The organism is Brevibacillus aydinogluensis, from assembly GCF_961514395.1.
Classification (GTDB): Bacteria; Bacillota; Bacilli; order Brevibacillales; family Brevibacillaceae; genus Brevibacillus; species Brevibacillus aydinogluensis.
Window position 1 is genome coordinate 1,727,708 of sequence record NZ_OY569118.1, and the last position, 16,334, is coordinate 1,744,041.

The following is a 16,334-nucleotide window of genomic DNA, read 5'->3' on the forward strand; positions in this document are numbered from 1 at the left end:
ATGAGCGGAGAGTGGAAACTGGCCAATGATTTTATCCTGCGGAGTACCGGGTTCGCCTTTTCTGACATCGAGCGTCTTCGGTTTTCGAGAACAGTGCAGGCCATTGAGGACTTGTTTGAAAAGGAAGAACAGTTGAATCGCGTGCTCAGTTCCTTCCGGGAACACGGCAGTGACTGGCTGAGGGACCGGGATGTCGCACTGCGCTGGAAGAGGCTGAAAAAATCAATCGGCAAAATGCAGGCGATTACCGCGGAGGAGTTGGAATGGATCAGGCAGCACGGCGGACCTGCGGAGACGGCGGCAGACTGGAACCAAAAGCTGGACGCCCTTCACGCTGCCAAGGCGGCCGCTGTCCGTGTGTTTGAAGCAGAACTGCAGGAAAAGCGGCGCGAATTGCGCGCCCTCGTCTCCAACCCGCGTTTTCAGGAGGCGGTCTTCCTCTCCAGTCCCCATATGTACAGAAAAGGGCTGCTGGCCTACTTGCATGCATCGGGTGAAGAACGGAACGCGGAGACCAAACGTTTGGAGCGGCAGCTTGTCGCCTATCTCCAGCGCATGGTCGGCAAAAATGAAACGACCAGTTTCTTTGGACCGATCAACTACGGCTGCTTTGCAGACGACTGCGCCCCGCACGATCCGGACGTCTCCCTAAAGCGGCCCGATATCCGCTACAACTGGACGCCTGCCCTGCAGCACAGGGAGACATTCATGGCCTATTGGGCTGTCCAAACGCTTGCGGAGACGTTTTCCCGCCTGCCAAGTGTGTTTACCCGGCTGAGACCTGTACGCAGCTTTCTCTATCGCCTGCGAGACGATGGAACGATTCAAAACGCGCTGACACAAAAACGATCCAAGCTCCCTTCTGCTGACTACGAGCTGCTGCATCTGGCCGACGGCACGCGGACGGTGGAGCAAATGATGCGGGAAGTGGAGATGTCAGAAGAACAGCTCAGGGAAAGGCTCTTCGGTTTGGAGCAGCAGAAGCTGATCAACCTGGCATGGGAAGTGCCAATCACCGCCACCCGCACGCTCGAATGGCTGATGCACGAGATGCAGTGCGTGCAGACGGATGATCCGGAAGTGGATACGTGGCGCCAATCGGTGCGGCGGCTGCTGGAGCTGAAAAACAAGTATTCGGACGGGGACGTCGCTGCAAAAGAGCAGATGCTGGGAGAGGCAAACAGAATCTTCCAGGAACTGACCGGGCAGGCAACTGAACGCAGTGGCGGTCGCATGTACGCGGACCGTACGCTGTTTTACGAAGAGTGCCGGGGGCAGCTCGCCCATCTGCGGATGAGCGTCGAAACCCGCCGCCAGTGGGAACAGCGGTTGCGCCCCGTGTTGCAGATTGCGGCCAAGCACGCTGTGGAACTGAAACAGCTTCATCGGACGTTCGCGCTAAAGGTATTTCGGGAACTGTACGGCGAGACCGACCGTATGATTCCGTTTATCCGCTTCCTGACCGATGCGATGCGGCATGAAAAATGGGAGCAGTGGACGCGGGAGTTCGCCGCGTTGCAAAGCTCGTTTGCCGAGAAGTTCGGTGAACGGGTCCGCCAGCTTGCCGAACAAAGCGGTGAGCGCGTCGTGGTGCTTGACCCCGACGAGATCGCTGCGCTGGTGGGGGAGGAGGCCCCCGACGTCGAGGACCCGTTGTTCTGCTCCCCGGACTTGATGGTGATACCAGGGGGGAAGCCGTCGCCGACCAGCTTATTCTCGGGGAAATTCACGATACCGTGCTGCTGTGGGGCTGGGCGTTGTCCTTTCACCCGGAGGAGGAGCAGGTCCGTGAGCGGATGTGGCAGGAACTGGCCGCGATCGTCAGACGGCCGATAGCAAACATGCTCGGCTCCAAGCGTTTGAAGATCATCCCGTTTGAGTTTCCGGGGTACACCATTCAGATGAGAGCGCGGTCTGTCAGCGACCGCCACGACAAAAAGGGAATTGCGGAACTGTACGTCAGTCCGGATGGAGAATTGCAGCTCAAACTGGCGGAGGAACAGGAAGCGATCCGCCTGTACAACGGCGAACTGCACTCCATGGCGCACGAGTGGTTTGCGATCCCGAGAGTCGTTCCCTTTCGGGTGGACCTGGGCGACTGGACGCCGCGCATCGTGTTGGGTGACGTGGTGTACCAGCGCGAACGATGGAAGGTGACCCGCGACGACCGCTGGCGGAAAACCTATGCCGGCACCTCGTTCGAGCTGTTTTACGACATGTTGAAACTGCGCAGGGAATTGAAGATGCCGGAGTATGTGTACGTCAGAGTAAGCACGGAGCCGAAACCGTTCCTGATCGATTTTCACAACTACTTCCTCCTGGAGATGTGGGAGTCCTTTATGCGGGAGGATCAGGTGGCGATCGTCACCGAAATGCTGCCGGGTCCTGAACATCTCTGGCTGCGGGATACGGAGGGGAACCGCTACTGCGCCGAATTTCGGACGTCCGTCTTCTATCATGCCGATGCGGTGGGGGATCAGGAATGAGCAAGTGGCGGATTATGCCGTACGTAATCGTTCGGCGGGCCGGGTTTCCAATCAACTGGCTGGAAAGTCTGCGCTTTACCGAAACGCTTGCGTGCGTAAAAAACGTGCTGGAGATCGAAAAACGGCTGGATGAACAAAGGCTTGCGATCGTGCGTTTGATTGAACACCTGGTAGTGCGCGAAAAAAACGGTCAGGACCGGCGGCACCTCCTCTCGACGATGTCCAAGATCCGCAAAGGGCTCGCAAAGCGGAAAACCTTGCAATGCCCCGCCATCCCGGTGGAAGAAGAGGGGTACGATCAGCTCGGACGCGAGGTAGCAGCCTGGAATGATCTGCTGCAGCAGGCAGCCGAGCAGCAGCGGGCCGGCCGGGAGTGCGCGGAGTCGGAAATGAAAGAAAAGCGCGCCCGATTGCGTCAGTTGCTGCATTCGCCCCGCTTGCGGGAAGCGTTGTGGTCGATGAATCCGCGTTTTGACGAGGCTGTGACGCGCTACCTGGAAAATCCGCGCGGGGAACGCACCTCGGACGACAAGCGATTTGAACGCAGATTGATCACGTATCTGCAGCGGTTGTGCGCGAAAAACGAAACGAACAGCTTTTTTGGTCCGATCGATTACGCCAAGCCCAATCCCGAACAGCAGGCGCCTGTCGTGTACGAATGGGCTGTGCCGTTTGTCAGGGAGCGGCGCGTGTTTTGCAGTTATTGGGCGGCGGAAACGCTTCTCGAGAAGATTTGCTCAGAACCGGGAGCCACCCCTTTTTACGGCCGCGGCGTCACACGCTGTACAGCCGCGTGAACGATCACGTGCTCCGTTCAGGCTTGAGCGGACGAGAGACCACCCTGTCCGCACTCGCCGCTGCCGTCTACGACCTGGCGGACGGCACGCTCTCGTTTCGCGAGATGGCCGAACGGCTCCAGCAGCCGCTTGACGCGGTTTTGGCGGAGGGGAAACTTCTCGCACAGCAACAAGCGATCATTCTGCACCCGCTCCTGCCCGGGGATGAAGCAGACCCGATCGCCTGGATACTGACGTGGCTGAAGGAACAACCGCAGTCGTTTCCGCAGCGGGATGGCTGGATTGCCAACCTGCTCCGCCTGCAAGAGGAGATCAGGACGCTGGAAGAGACCGGGTGGCCGGAACGAAAGGAGCGGCTGCGCGAGTTGGAGCGGATGTTCGCCCGGTTGACAGCGCGGGATGCGACCCGCGAAGCGGGGGAGATGTACGCGGACCGCAGCATCGTGTTTGAAGATGCGCACGGCCCGCTAGCCATCGAGATCGGCGGAACGCTTTGGGCGCAGCTCGAAGAAAGTCTGCAGCCGATACTGGAGGCAGCGCGTGCCGATGCGATCCAGACATCCCGGCAAGAGCGGCAGGCCGCCGCCCGCCTGTTGGATGAATGGTCCAACGGCCGAGGAACGATGCCTTACCTGCGCTTTCTCCACCATCGCTCCCGGATCGCTGGCGAACAACATCTGCCCGAACCGGCGCTCTCCAGCTTCCAGCGGGCGGCAGCGCAGCGGTTTGAGGAAGGCGATCCTTCCACGCCGATCTGCCTGCAGGCGGCCGATCTGGACGCGGAAGGAACGGGGCAGACGGTGGGAGAGGCGGAAGACGACCTGGATTCGTACTTTCTCTCCGTCGATTTGATGTTCATTCCTACAGACGGTGGTGACGTACAGATCGTGGTGGGCGAAGCACATCCGCAATTTTTGACGGCGGTGTTCCCGTCCGCCTGCTTCCACCCGGAACGGGAGCGAATGATGGAAGAGATCGACGCGTGGGCCAAACGACAGCGCGCGTATCCGCATATGGCCCAGATCGCCTACCACCGCAAGACAAAAATTTTCCCCTATCGGCTGCCCGGCAAGGTGATTGAATTGCTGCCGCGCCTGCCGGAGATCGACGACCATGTAATCCCGGCCGGTGAATTGCACGTGTCCAATCGGGAGGGGCAGGTGTACCTGCACGATCAGACGGGCAAGGAGTGGCGCTTGTATCCGCCGCTGCACGCGGAGCCGCTGGACCCGGTCGCCCTGTTTTCGCATCCTCGCCTGGGAATTGGAACAGTGAAGACAGGGAATCGCACACCGCGCATCGTCATGGGGCGTGTACTGCTGCAGCGGGCACATTGGGAATTGGATGCTGACGCCTGGCGTGTGGAACAAGGAAGCGATCACCCCTTCGATTTGATGCTGCACGTGTATCGCCTCAAGGAGCAGGAAGGCATGCCGGATTGGGTGTTCGTGCGTGTGGAAGGGGAGCGAAAACCATTCTGCATCGATTTCGCGAACGTTTTCCTTTTGGAAATGCTGCAGGGACTGTTGAAGCAATCGCGGACAGCTGTCTTCAGCGAGATGCTGCCCGCACCGAACGACCTGTGGCTGGACGACGGCGGAGAGCGCTATTGCTGCGAATTTCGCACAATGTGCCTCCGCGCATAATGAAAGGGTGAGCCGGATGAAGGTGAAAAGCCAAACGTCGAGATTGAAAGCGCAGCGGGAAATGGATGCACCAACCTTGTGGAAAACGCTCAAGCGGCGTTTGCAGGAGCGAGGCCATGACAGCATGTTCTGGCTGCTGGATGTGGACCATGGCATCGCGGCGGTGAGGGAAAACCTGGCAGACATGGATGTAAAGATTTTCGTCGTGGATGGAACGGAGTCCGATACGCTGGGGTTCAGTTCCCTGATGCCGCTGATTCGGGAAGCCCTTGGCGTGCTGATGGATGACAAGCGGGAAGAGGCATGGCTGAAAAGCGTCGCATCTGAAGTGCTGTACCTGATGCCGGAATTGCGAAGCGACGAGAAGTTTCGCTCCGCACCTGCCCTGGATGCCATCGCTGTGGCTCCGTCGCGCCGCCGACTGCACAAGGAGTCGGAGCAGATGTTCCGCGTCACCCAGATGGTCGTAACGCTTCTGGTGAAATATGCGAGACGTCAGGAGCGGAGCATTTTGTTTCACTTTGAGCATCTGGAGCGGATGGATGAACACACGTTGACGTGCATAGCCCGTCTGGCACAATGCCTCTTCTCCCTCCCGGCTGCCATCACCGCTACAGTGCACGAGGAGGGCGTGCCGGATGTGCTGGCGGCTTCCGGCGCAGGAACAGGACACGTAGCGTTTTTCCCCGTGGCGAAGATCCGCATCGACCTCTTGAACCGGATCGCCGAAAAGACAGGAGCAATCCTCTGCTCGCTAAAGGGCAAAGCGTACCAGGCCCCGGCAAGAGAGAGACAACCGGCGGGCGAGGCGGCTGCGGCGGCAAATGCGGAGCGTGAGAAAACCCGTGCCTTCCGCGAGGCGCTGCAGCGCGGCGATGTGCAGGCGATCGAAACAGCGGTTCTGGAATTGTTGGAAGTTTCCGTATTTACAAAAAATCACGACCACTCCCTGCGGGCGATCGCGCAGGTGTGGCCGATGCTTCCCAGGTTTTCAACAAAAAACCGGGTGGAAGTCATTCATCTGCTCGGCATCCTCTACGCCTATATGGGAGACTTCCCGACAGCGATTGACGTGTTCACATACGGGGGGCAGTTCGTATCGGACCCTGTACAGGCGGCGGAAAACAAATTTTTCCTGGCGTTGTTGTACACGAAACGGCTGAACGACTCCGTCACGGGACGCGACTACATCGCACAGGCTCTGGAGTGCCTCGCCGGCGTGCAGGGAGAACTGGCGGACATTGAGCGGACCTGGTTGAACAACCTGTGCGCCTTGACGTACGTGAACGAGAAAAACAGAAGCGCTGCCTACGAGTGCTGCCTCAAAGCGCTTGACTACATCAAACACGGACACCGCTCGAGCGACGCGATCCACATTAAAATCAACCTGATCTCCAACATCACCGTTCTGCACGAATACGGAAAAGAACTGGATAAGGCGATCGCCAAATGGATGTTCTTTGAAAAGTTTCTCAAAGCGTCCGGACCGGTGTTTGCCAAGCACTACTATTACCGCAAAGGCGGTCTGCAGTACAAGAACCGGCAGGTAGCGGAAGCGATCACATCGCTTACGGCCAGCTATCGGCTTGCCTGCGATCTGCATTCGCTCTTTTACCAGGACGTGATCGCGCGAGGACTGGCCGGCGTGTATTTCTGGGAAGGACAGTACGAAGAAGCCGCCCATTGGTATCAACTGGCGATCGACGCCAAGAAGAAACTGCTGCAGGAAGACAATCTCCCCAAAGTGGCGCTTGGCCGTGCGCTGAGCCTGCGAAAACAGGGACGAACCCTCGAGGCCGAACAAGTGCTCCGCGAAGCGCTGGACCTGCAGCCGACAGGGGACGCGGCGGAAAAAGCGAAAAAGGCGCTGTCCCGCTGGAACGACCTCTCCGCTGAGGAGCTGGAGGAGCTGATTTCGTACGCGATTGACAAACCGGACACCAAACTGAATCGACCGTTTGATCTCACCAATCTCTATTGATTTGCTCCTCCAATGAAAAGAAGACGAAAAGGGGGTGGTATCCCTTGGAACGCACATCTGACGTTATCGTAGTCGGTGCGGGGATTGTCGGCTCGGTACTTGCCTATCTGCTGGCACATAGCGGACGCAGCGTCCGGATGCTCGATCGCGGGCTGTCTGGCGGGGAGGCATCCGGCGCCAGGGCGGGGCTGCTGACCACTGTTGCAGAGGGCAGCGGGAAGGGACCGTATCTCGATCTGTCCGTACAAGGCCTGGCGGAGATGCGAACAATTATTCAACAACTGGAAGAAGAAACAGGGATAGACTGCTGGCTGGAATGCCACCCGCTGTACCGGATCGCGACAAATGAGCAGGAACGGGACATGATGTTTGCCCTCTATCAGGAACGTCGCCAACTGGGAGGGCAGGAAGAATGGCTGGAACCAGAGCAGGTGCGGCGGGAACAGCCCCTGTTGTCCCCGCGCGTTACCGGAGCCATGCGCAGTCCACAGGAGTATCACGTCACGCCGGGGTTGTTATTGAAAGCCGTGCTGCAGGCTGCTCGCCAGCGCGGAGTGCTTGTGCAGGAAAACACGGCGGTCACTGCATTCTTGACGGAAGGGCAGCGCGTGATCGGGGTGGCTGCCGGAATGGAGCACTATTACGCGGAGCATGTGATTCTGGCGAACGGAGCGTGGTCACCGGAACTGCTAAAGCTGGTCGGCATTGATTTGCCGGTGACCCCTTTGCGGGGACAGATGCTGGTCGTTTCGCTTGCGGGATTCGCTCTGCCTTGTCTGATAAACACTGCACGCGGCTATCTGGTCCCGAAAAAGGACGGTCGCATCGTCGTCGGGGCGACGCAGGAACACGCCGGCTTTGCCAAGGAAATCACCGTTGCGGGCATCACGCACCTGCTGAAAGTGCTCTCCGCAGTTCCCGCCTTGGTGCAAGCCAGGATTCATGATACATTTGTCGGATTGCGCCCAATGTCCAGCGACGGAATGCCGCTGATCGGCCCCCTGCCCGGGTGGGAGGGACTGCATGTCGCGACGGGTCACGCCCAGCACGGTATCCTGCTCAGCGGAATTACCGGCAGGATGATGACCGCCTACCTGAACGGTGAAGACCCGGGCGAACTCTGGCGCCATTTTCAGGTCCAGCGAGTCTTGACATGTAAAGCGGAAACGGAGGTATGACCATGTTCTCCTTGCAGGTGATCGTTCCCCCTCAGGCCGATCCGTCGAGCGTCCCGTACCGCGCCTCCACGCTTGCCAAGCGCTTGCGGGCGCTGCATCACACTGTTCGGCTTGATGACGACAATCAGCATGCCTACGACTTTTTCCTTGATCCGAAAAGATTGACGGCCTGCCGGCTGGAAGCGGAGCGCACGCTGAACCAGATGGAGGAAGGCAGCAGGCTGTCAACACTTCGGGAAGAGTACCTGTATTACCGAACTGGCCGCGCGCTGCTGTACGGCGCCAATCTGCCCAAGCAGGTGGAACACGCCTGGTCTGTCCTGCAAAACCGGGGTTCCTCTGTCGCGCAGCGCGAGGAGGCAAAACGCATCGTGCAGCACGCCTTGGAAGTAGCGGGACTGTCCGCCTTTCCGTCGCTGATTTCGCTTCATGACCTGAATCTGCCGTATTCCAGCGAATCGTCCGAGCAGTGCCGTCGAGCGGCCGTTGACGATGCGGTTAATCCGTACGTCCCCTTTTGGCGAGAGCGGGTCGGGCAGATCAAATCGGATCGTCCGGATGCGGTCATTCTCTGGATCGAAGTGGATCAGCAGGTGATCCCGTCGCTGACGCTGGCCCGCATGTTAAAGGAAGCAGCAGTCTCTGCCGAGATTGTGTTGGCCGGTCCTTTCGCCCAGTTCATCAGTCGAGCGCTCGGGGGAAGCAATCCGTGGAAGGAGTGGATCGACACCCTCGCATGCGGTCCGGGTCTGTTCTCCGGGATCACAGTGCAGGAGCAGCCATTGCTGGCAGAGGGTACTGACAGCCCGGACCTGTGGACGTTGGAAGGACTGCCGTTGGACCGTTATCTCGGCCAACCTCCCGTGGCGGTGCTCCCGCTTGTGGAGGACGACCCTTTCTTCGATGGAAAGGGGGATAAAGAAACAATTGCCGGCTTGTATCAGCGGATGCGCGCATTGTCGCAACGCAAACCAACGCTTCGCTTTTACCTCTCCACACCGCTTATCCCGGAATGGCTGTGCGAACTGGCGCGCTTGATGGAAGCGGACGGCTTCCGGCCTGCCTGGGGCAGTCTGGTCTCCTATGGCACCTGGCTGTCTGCGGAACAAGCGGCTCAACTGGCCGCGGCCGGCTGCGAGTTTTTGCACTTCGAGCTGAAAGGATTCCTCGGTTATCCCGATCAGCATACGGCCAAACAGCAGATGACCGATTCCTGGAGAAACGCTCGCGCAGCAGGTTGCAGCGTGCTTTTGTCGGTGGTGTTCGGCCATCCGCTGTCAGATCCGCGGGATTTTGAGGCGTTTGTCTCTTTCCTCAACGAGCACCAATTCGCGTACGATCGGCTGGTTCGCTTTCAACTGTTCCGGCTTACCCCGGGAAGTCGTTTTTGGAACGATCCGGCCGCTTACGGCATCGTCGAGATCGGGGAGGCAGAGCGGGAGCGTGATCTGAAGCGCCACTTCCCGTTTGTGTCCAGGTATGGAGTGAACAGTGCGGACCTGTACCCGCTTGCAGCGGATTTTATCGCCGGATTGAAAAGACGTGCGGGTGACCTCCCGACGACCGCCCTGAAACTGGATGATTGGGCATTTCGGGGGGAAGGACGCAGTGCAGTTTCGCAGCAGGCGAACCAGTTGCCGGACGAAGGCGGGGAAGCGGTCCTGCAGCTCTCCCCGGACGTGGAGGCCCGCCGCTTTTCTTATCCGTTTGGCACGCTTGAGCAGCGTTGGCGGACATTTCTGATCGGGCAAACTCCCTGGCCGGAAGCAGAGCCGCTTCAACAATCACTTACGTATGTCGTCTATCGAAACGACCGGGGGAAGATGTCGGTGGTAAACAGCGCGGTGTTCAACGTGATCGAGTTGTGCAGACAGCCGGTCAAAGAGGCCGAGCTTCTGGCGAAATTCCCCGCCCGACAGGCGGAGTCACTACGCAGTCTGCTTCGCAAATGGAAAAAAGAAGGGATGGTGCGGGTCTATGCCGAATCCGCAGCCGCTCTCTCCGATTGAGAGCAGCAAATCGTCCGGTTTGCTGGTGCAGGATGGTTCCCGCTTTCGGATCAAGTTTTACCTGCTCTGGGCCTGGTGGCATCTCTGCCTGCTCGTTGTCCCGCGCAGTTCCTCGGCCCGTTTCCATCTCGGCAACGCCTATGCTGCGCAAGGCATGGAGGAGCAGGCGATCAAAAACTGGAAGCGGTGTGTAGAACAGGAACCCGGACATGCAAAGGCATGGCACAATCTCGCTGCGCTGTACATGCAAAAAGAGCGGTGGAGTGAAGCGATGCAGGCATTTGCGCAACTGCGGCGGCTGCATCCCGCGCAGGCGGAACACGCTTTTCACTATGGGCGATGCCTGGAAGAAGCGGGTCAGGTGTCAGAAGCGCTGCAGGCGTACGAGCAAGCACTGGAACAGGCTCCGGAGCAGATCGAGTGGCGCTATGCGGTGGCCAAAAGCCTGCTTCGCCACAAGCGTCTGAAGGAAGCGGCCGAACACCTGCGGCACATCGTCGCGGTGCGCGAAGATCACGTCGGCGCGTATGAACATCTGGGAAAAATCTATCTGGCTCTGAAAAAGTATGAAGCTGCTGAGCGCATGTTCCAGAAGGCGCTCGCCCATGCCGAACATCCCGACCCGCTGTATTACGTGCTGGGGATGGTGGCGGAGCGGCGCGGACAGGTGGAGGAAGCCCGCGCGTATTATGAGCGCATCACGGCACTCAACCTAGTCACTGAAGCAAAAAAACGCCTCGAAGCGATCCGGCAAGAGCAGGCCAAGGCACAGACAGAGCAGATGCAGGGATGACTTCTGTTCGCCGTCGTCAGCGTGGAGAATGCCAAAAAGGGGTGATTGAGTGGCTGGTCAGTGGTCGTTCTTGTCAGCGTTTATTGTCAGAAGCACAGGTTTTCCCCAGCATCTTATGGATCCGCTTGAGTTTTCCGCCACTGTGGAGCAAATGCAGGCGATTTTACGCGCTGAGGCAGAGCTCAAGCGGGAACAGGAACATTTTTTGCAGCAGTTTCCCGCGTGGGTGAAAACGTTGGAGGAAACGCATCCGAAAGGCGATCCGGTTTTCAAGCGGTTGTACAAGTGGCGAAAAGCAGTCGAAAAGGGAAGCGCACTGCCTTTGGAAAATCCGCTGCCTGACGTACTGCCGCTCGTTGAATGGCGCAATCGCTACGAAGCAATCCGTGAGCACAAAATGCGTCTGACGACCGAGTTGGCAGCGATTTTTGAGCGCGAGTTGCCCCAGTGCATGGAGGCGTTCAAACGCGTGCTTTCCCTGCCGCGCGTGCAGGAAGCGGTCGCACACTCCAGTGCGCAGGTCTGGCGGTCGCTGCAGCGCTTTCTAGCCGCCGATGCGAAAAAGTTGAAATCGTCCGGCAAGCGCTATGACAGCCGCACATTGATTCGCTACCTGCAGCGTTTTTTGTTCAAAAATGACACGACGAGCTTTTTTGGTCCGCTCAACTACGGCTTGTTTCGAGACAGTGAACAGCTGCTTACGGTGGAGCGAAGCGGTCCGATTCCGAGACGCCGCCGCAGCTTTTTGACCTATTGGGCGGTGGAGGCACTGGCAGAGCAGGTGAGCCGCCGCAACGAATGGCGCGAGTACATGCCGATCGCTGTGCACGATGCGTTTTATCTGGTGGAAACAGGGCTGGTTCACGCCCAGACGCAAAAACGGATCCCTCTGCCGTCCGAAGTCGTGCGGGTGCTGCACCGGGCGGATGGTCAAACTCCGGCGCGGGATTTGTTGGCAGGATGCACAGAGACGACGAGGAGTACTTTGGAAAAACTGCGGGACAAAGGAATCATCCTGTGGGAATTCCGTGTTCCGCAAGCGTGCCATGAGGTGCTGGAAGAACTGCTCGCCTTTGTGGACGCTCTCCCGGCCGATGAGGCACAGCGGCAGTGGAGCGCTGATTTGCGGCAGTTCGCTGCGTGGCAAACGGCCTACAGCGCCGCCGACGCGCAAGGCAAAACGGAGATTCTGGAACAGGCGTCCGCACTGTTTGAACGGCTGACCGGACGCGATTCCACCCAACTGCATGGCGAGACGTATGCGGATCGTTCGCTGTTTTGTGAGGAGACGCTGGGCGATGTGCAGGAATTCTTGATTAGCCTGGACATGAAGGAGGACTTGGAGCAAAGGATCAGCCCGCTGCTCGATTGGGGCGCGGCGGTGGCGATGAAAAAGCGGGAGCATGCGCAGCGTCAGGCCAGGCAGATTGTTGCGGCGATGAGGGAAGAGTGGGGCCAGGAGAAACTGCCGTTTCTCGCCGTATTGTCGGAATTGACCAGCCGGATGAGCAGCGAAGGGTTCCATCCTGACTTTTCTAACATCGTAGAGCGGTTGAATGCGAGCGGGAAGCGGGACCAGCGGGTCGTCGAGCTGCCGGACGAGTGGCTCCGCGAACAATCAGCCGGTCACGCTTTCGATCAGCGGCTGTGCGTCTGCTCCCCGGACCTCATGCTGCAAGCGAGAAGCGTGGAACACGTCAATCGCGGCGAGTATCAATGGGTGATTGGCGAAGTACATTGCTGCACGCAGGGCATGAGCAACCTGCTCTATTTCCATCCACAGCGCGAAGCGCAGATCGCCGAGGTGAGGGAGGCATTAAAAGCCTTGCCGAACGGCGAATTTCTGGCAAACGTCGTATTGAAACAGCGGGCAGGCAAAAGCTTCTTTGTCGAAATGTTCGAGCAGACGTTGACGCTGCTTGGGCGTTCGCAGAAAGGAGGTGATGCCGTACGGACATTTTCTGAACTCTGGGTCGTGGAACAAGACGGAGAATTGGTGCTGGTGGATGCGGACGGCAAGCGGTTCATTCCGTACATGGGCGACCCGAATTCACCAGTCGCTTTTGTCTTTGCCGAGCCGAGCATCGAAATTCCCAAAATCAGGACGGAGGGGCACCTGCCCCGTCTGACGTATCGTGGCCTGGTGGTCCAGCGGGAGACATGGAACCTGCCGGCAGCCGACTGGTTGTCCGATTCCACGTTGCCGCATGAACGGTTTCTTCACGTGTGGCGGTTAAAAGAGCATTACGGCATGCCCGACGAGGTGTTCGTGCGTGTGAACAGTGAGTTGAAACCTTTTTATGTCAACTTCCGATCGTATTTTCTGGTCGACCTGCTCCTCACGCATCTGCGGGGAGAAACACGGGTGACGTTCAGTGAACGGCTGCCCGACCGCTCCTCGGAGTGGTTTTCCAACGACGAAGGAGCGTATTGCTGCGAACTTCGCACCAATATCGTAAGGCGTCAACCATCAAACCAATGAGGTGAGAACGATGTTGAAAAACCTGAGTGCGTGCGTCATCCTGCGTGTCCCGGCAGAAGAACCGTTTCTCCATGCGAGTTTGTCTTCGTTCCGTCCGCTGACGGAAGACCTGTACATTCTGGACATGGGGCAGCATGCGTTTGCAGAACGATTTGCGGAAGAATACGGTGCCCGCGTGGTCCGCGTTCACGATCAGCCGCACGAAGCGGCCATGTTGAACATCATGCTGAAGGAAGCCAACAAAGAGTGGCTGATTTGGATGGATGCGGACGAGTTTATCCTGGAAGGCCATGCGTTGATTGGCGAACTGGTGCAGGACGGGAAGACCAAAGCAGCGAGCGTCCGGGCGATTCACTTCGAGGACCCGGTCAGCACGTTTGATGAACCGCGAACTTACCGCCTGCTGAATCTGCAACCCGACTCCCGCTTTTTGGGAACGATCGATCCGCAGTTGGTCCTTCCGGAAGACCGGGGAGCGGTTGTGGACAGCGAAATCAAAATCGCCCACCGCGCCTACATGCAGGACGAGATCATCATCCAGAAAAACCATCTGCGCGTCAAAAATTTCAGCCGACACCTTGAGGAGCATCCGGATGACCGGTTTGCACGCAACAAACTCGGGTACTATCTGATGGCAATCCGCGAGTGGGGCAAAGCGCTCGAGCAGCAGAACATCCTGATCGAGTCTGATCCGAATGACCCTGAGAATCCGCTGTTTATGCTGCGTGCCGCCACGTGCGCCCTGTCGCTGAATGACAGCGAACTGGCCCTGCAGTACGTCGAGCGGGCAATTGAGCAGCAGCCGAACTTCTCCGACGCTTATTTCATGCTCGGTACGATTCTGGTGCGGTACAACCGCCTGGACGAAGCAAAAGCCGCTCTGCAGCAGGCGCTGGAGCGCAAGGCGAAGACGCCGTATTACCTCTTGGCAGACGAGAGCATGTCTACCTGGAAACCGCTCAACGAACTGGCAGAGATCAGCCGCCGCGAAAACCGGTTGTTGGATGCGGTCCGCTTCCTCGAGCGCAGCCTTGAAGTGTATCCGACCAACTATCGGACCAATCTGATGCTCGCGTCCTTGTACAAACAACTGAACCGACCCGAAGATGCGAAAAAAGCGTACCAAGCGGCAATCACCATCAATCCCGCAATACTGCAAAAGAAAGCAGTGAAGCCTTGAGGCGTGTTGGGCTGCATGGGCAGGCGAGCGCAAAGAGTGCGTCAGGACAGTTGATCCTGGCGCGCTTTTTTTTTGGCGTGGTCTGGAACAACCACGTGACATGATTTTTCCGCTCATCACATATCTGATAACTGAACAGGGTTCGATTTCCCATCAGGAATGGAGTGAGGACAATAGTGGCGGTAGGAGGACAACAGGTAAACGGAGTGCAGATTGCCGGGACAGTTACGCCGGCGTTTGCCGAGATTTTGACGCCGGAGGCACTGCGGTTTGTCGCCGGGTTGAACCGGGCGTTTGCCGCGCGGCGGGACGCGCTTTTGCGGCAGCGGGTCCTGCGACAGGCGGAACTGGACACCGGTAAAAAGCCCGATTTCCTGCCGGAGACCAAACACATCCGCGACAGTTCGTGGACGATTGCGCCAATTCCATCTGATCTGAAGGATCGTCGGGTGGAAATCACCGGGCCCGCCGGAGACCGAAAGATGGTGATCAACGCCTTGAACTCGGGGGCGAAAGCGTTCATGGCTGATTTGGAAGATGCCAATTCGCCGACGTGGGTCAATACCATCCAGGGGCAGATCAATTTGCGGGACGCGGTCAACCGCACGATCCGGTACGTCAGTCCCGAAGGCAAGACGTATGCCCTGAAGGAACAGGTGGCCACCTTGATCGTGCGGCCGCGCGGCTGGCACCTCGATGAAAAGCACCTGCTGATCGATGGAAAAGCGGCGTCCGGCAGTCTGGTCGACTTCGGACTCTACTTCTTTCACAATGCCAAGACGCTGATCGCAAACGGTTCCGGTCCCTATTTTTACCTGCCCAAACTGGAGAGCCATCTGGAGGCGCGGCTGTGGAACGACGTGTTCGTCTGGGCCCAGGATCAATTGGGAATCCCTCGGGGAACCATCAAGGCGACCGTTTTGATCGAAACGATTTTAGCCGCTTTTGAGATGGACGAAATCATCTGGGAACTGCGGGATCATATGGCCGGACTCAACTGCGGACGCTGGGACTACATTTTTAGCTACATCAAAAAGTTTCGCCGCGACCCGGATGTGATTCTGCCCGATCGATCGGTCGTGACCATGACGGTCCCATTCATGCGGGCCTATTCCCTTCTGACCATCAAGACGTGCCACAAGCGCAATGCCCACGCGATGGGCGGTATGGCCGCCCACATTCCGGTGAAACACGATCCGGCTGCAAACGAGGAGGCCCTGAAACAGGTCCGGGCGGATAAACTCCGGGAAGTGCGCGACGGGCACGATGGCACGTGGGTCGCGCATCCGGGATTGGTGCCTGTCGCGATGGATGTGTTCAACCAGCACATGCCGGCCCCCAATCAAGTGGAGAACAAACGGGAAGACGTGCATGTGACAGCCGCAGAGCTGCTGGCGGTTCCCAAAGGGCCGATCACGGAAACGGGGCTTCGGACCAACATCCACGTCGCCATTCGATACATCGCAGCCTGGCTGAACGGTACCGGCGCTGTCCCGATTTTTAATCTGATGGAAGACGCTGCGACTGCGGAAATCTCCCGTGCTCAGGTCTGGCAGTGGATTCGCCATCCGAAAGGCATCCTGGAGGACGGGCGGAAAGTTACGGCGGCATTGACAGAACAAATCCGGGACGAAGAGCTGGAGAAAATCAGGGAGGCAATCGGCCGGGAGGCGTATGAGGCGGGACGCTTCGAGCAGGCTGCCCGGCTGTTTACCGAACTGGTCCTGGCCGATGAATTCGTCGAGTTTTTGACCATCCCCGGCTATGAGATCTTGGAGTAGG

At 58.3% G+C, this 16,334-nt stretch carries 11 protein-coding genes; all 11 read left to right on the top strand.

Going from position 1 to position 16,334, the window contains the following annotated elements:
* The 11 genes from Q7F15_RS08485 to aceB all read left to right on the top strand — a co-directional run bounded on the left by Q7F15_RS08485 (position 1) and on the right by aceB (position 16,333).
* Positions 1 to 1,836 carry a lantibiotic dehydratase gene (locus Q7F15_RS08485; protein ID WP_304415415.1) on the top strand — a complete coding sequence of 612 codons (1,836 nt, stop codon included), beginning with the start codon at positions 1 to 3 and terminating at the stop codon, positions 1,834 to 1,836.
* Positions 1,797 to 2,486 (top strand): hypothetical protein, encoded by a 690-nt coding sequence (locus Q7F15_RS08490; RefSeq protein WP_304415416.1) that lies wholly within the window; start codon positions 1,797 to 1,799, stop codon positions 2,484 to 2,486. The genes Q7F15_RS08485 and Q7F15_RS08490 overlap by 40 nt, the downstream gene beginning before the upstream one ends.
* Positions 2,483 to 3,283: a hypothetical protein gene (locus Q7F15_RS08495; protein WP_304415417.1), complete on the top strand. Its 801-nt coding sequence runs from the start codon at positions 2,483 to 2,485 to the stop codon at positions 3,281 to 3,283. The genes Q7F15_RS08490 and Q7F15_RS08495 overlap by 4 nt, the downstream gene beginning before the upstream one ends.
* On the top strand, positions 3,280 to 4,929 hold the full coding sequence (locus tag Q7F15_RS08500; protein ID WP_304415418.1) for a lantibiotic dehydratase family protein: 1,650 nt from the start codon (positions 3,280 to 3,282) through the stop codon (positions 4,927 to 4,929). The genes Q7F15_RS08495 and Q7F15_RS08500 overlap by 4 nt, the downstream gene beginning before the upstream one ends.
* A gap of 16 nt (positions 4,930 to 4,945) precedes the next feature.
* Positions 4,946 to 6,910 carry a tetratricopeptide repeat protein gene (locus tag Q7F15_RS08505; protein WP_171564579.1) on the top strand — a complete coding sequence of 655 codons (1,965 nt, stop codon included), beginning with the start codon at positions 4,946 to 4,948 and terminating at the stop codon, positions 6,908 to 6,910.
* A gap of 44 nt (positions 6,911 to 6,954) precedes the next feature.
* Positions 6,955 to 8,088 (top strand): glycine oxidase ThiO, encoded by a 1,134-nt coding sequence (gene thiO, locus Q7F15_RS08510; protein WP_304415419.1) that lies wholly within the window; start codon positions 6,955 to 6,957, stop codon positions 8,086 to 8,088.
* A 2-nt stretch (positions 8,089 to 8,090) separates the two neighbouring features.
* The gene (locus tag Q7F15_RS08515; RefSeq protein ID WP_304415420.1) at positions 8,091 to 10,097 is read left to right on the top strand and encodes a radical SAM protein; all 2,007 of its coding nucleotides are present in this window, start codon (positions 8,091 to 8,093) and stop codon (positions 10,095 to 10,097) included.
* Positions 10,066 to 10,890: a tetratricopeptide repeat protein gene (locus Q7F15_RS08520; protein WP_212133153.1), complete on the top strand. Its 825-nt coding sequence runs from the start codon at positions 10,066 to 10,068 to the stop codon at positions 10,888 to 10,890. The genes Q7F15_RS08515 and Q7F15_RS08520 overlap by 32 nt, the downstream gene beginning before the upstream one ends.
* Before the next feature lie 115 nt (positions 10,891 to 11,005).
* Entirely contained in the window at positions 11,006 to 13,372 is a 2,367-nt protein-coding gene (locus tag Q7F15_RS08525) for a lantibiotic dehydratase (protein ID WP_304415421.1), read from the top strand.
* Positions 13,373 to 13,382: 10 nt separating this feature from the next.
* Positions 13,383 to 14,552: a tetratricopeptide repeat-containing glycosyltransferase gene (locus Q7F15_RS08530; protein ID WP_212133151.1), complete on the top strand. Its 1,170-nt coding sequence runs from the start codon at positions 13,383 to 13,385 to the stop codon at positions 14,550 to 14,552.
* Between the two features lie 176 nt (positions 14,553 to 14,728).
* Entirely contained in the window at positions 14,729 to 16,333 is a 1,605-nt protein-coding gene (aceB, locus tag Q7F15_RS08535) for a malate synthase A (protein ID WP_171564585.1), read from the top strand.
* The last annotated feature ends 1 nt before the right edge of the window (position 16,334 follow it).

Bases quoted from the DNA above. Each gene is read 5' to 3' on its own strand.
- Q7F15_RS08525 (WP_304415421.1), top strand. From the start codon at position 11,006: ATGGATCCGCTTGAGTTTTCCGCCACTGTGGAGCAAATGCAGGCGATT.
- Q7F15_RS08495 (WP_304415417.1), top strand. From the start codon at position 2,483: ATGAGCAAGTGGCGGATTATGCCGTACGTAATCGTTCGGCGGGCCGGG.
- Q7F15_RS08515 (WP_304415420.1), top strand. From the start codon at position 8,091: ATGTTCTCCTTGCAGGTGATCGTTCCCCCTCAGGCCGATCCGTCGAGC.
- Q7F15_RS08505 (WP_171564579.1), top strand. From the start codon at position 4,946: ATGAAGGTGAAAAGCCAAACGTCGAGATTGAAAGCGCAGCGGGAAATG.
- Q7F15_RS08490 (WP_304415416.1), top strand. From the start codon at position 1,797: ATGTGGCAGGAACTGGCCGCGATCGTCAGACGGCCGATAGCAAACATG.
- Q7F15_RS08530 (WP_212133151.1), top strand. From the start codon at position 13,383: ATGTTGAAAAACCTGAGTGCGTGCGTCATCCTGCGTGTCCCGGCAGAA.
- Q7F15_RS08520 (WP_212133153.1), top strand. From the start codon at position 10,066: ATGCCGAATCCGCAGCCGCTCTCTCCGATTGAGAGCAGCAAATCGTCC.
- Q7F15_RS08485 (WP_304415415.1), top strand. From the start codon at position 1: ATGAGCGGAGAGTGGAAACTGGCCAATGATTTTATCCTGCGGAGTACC.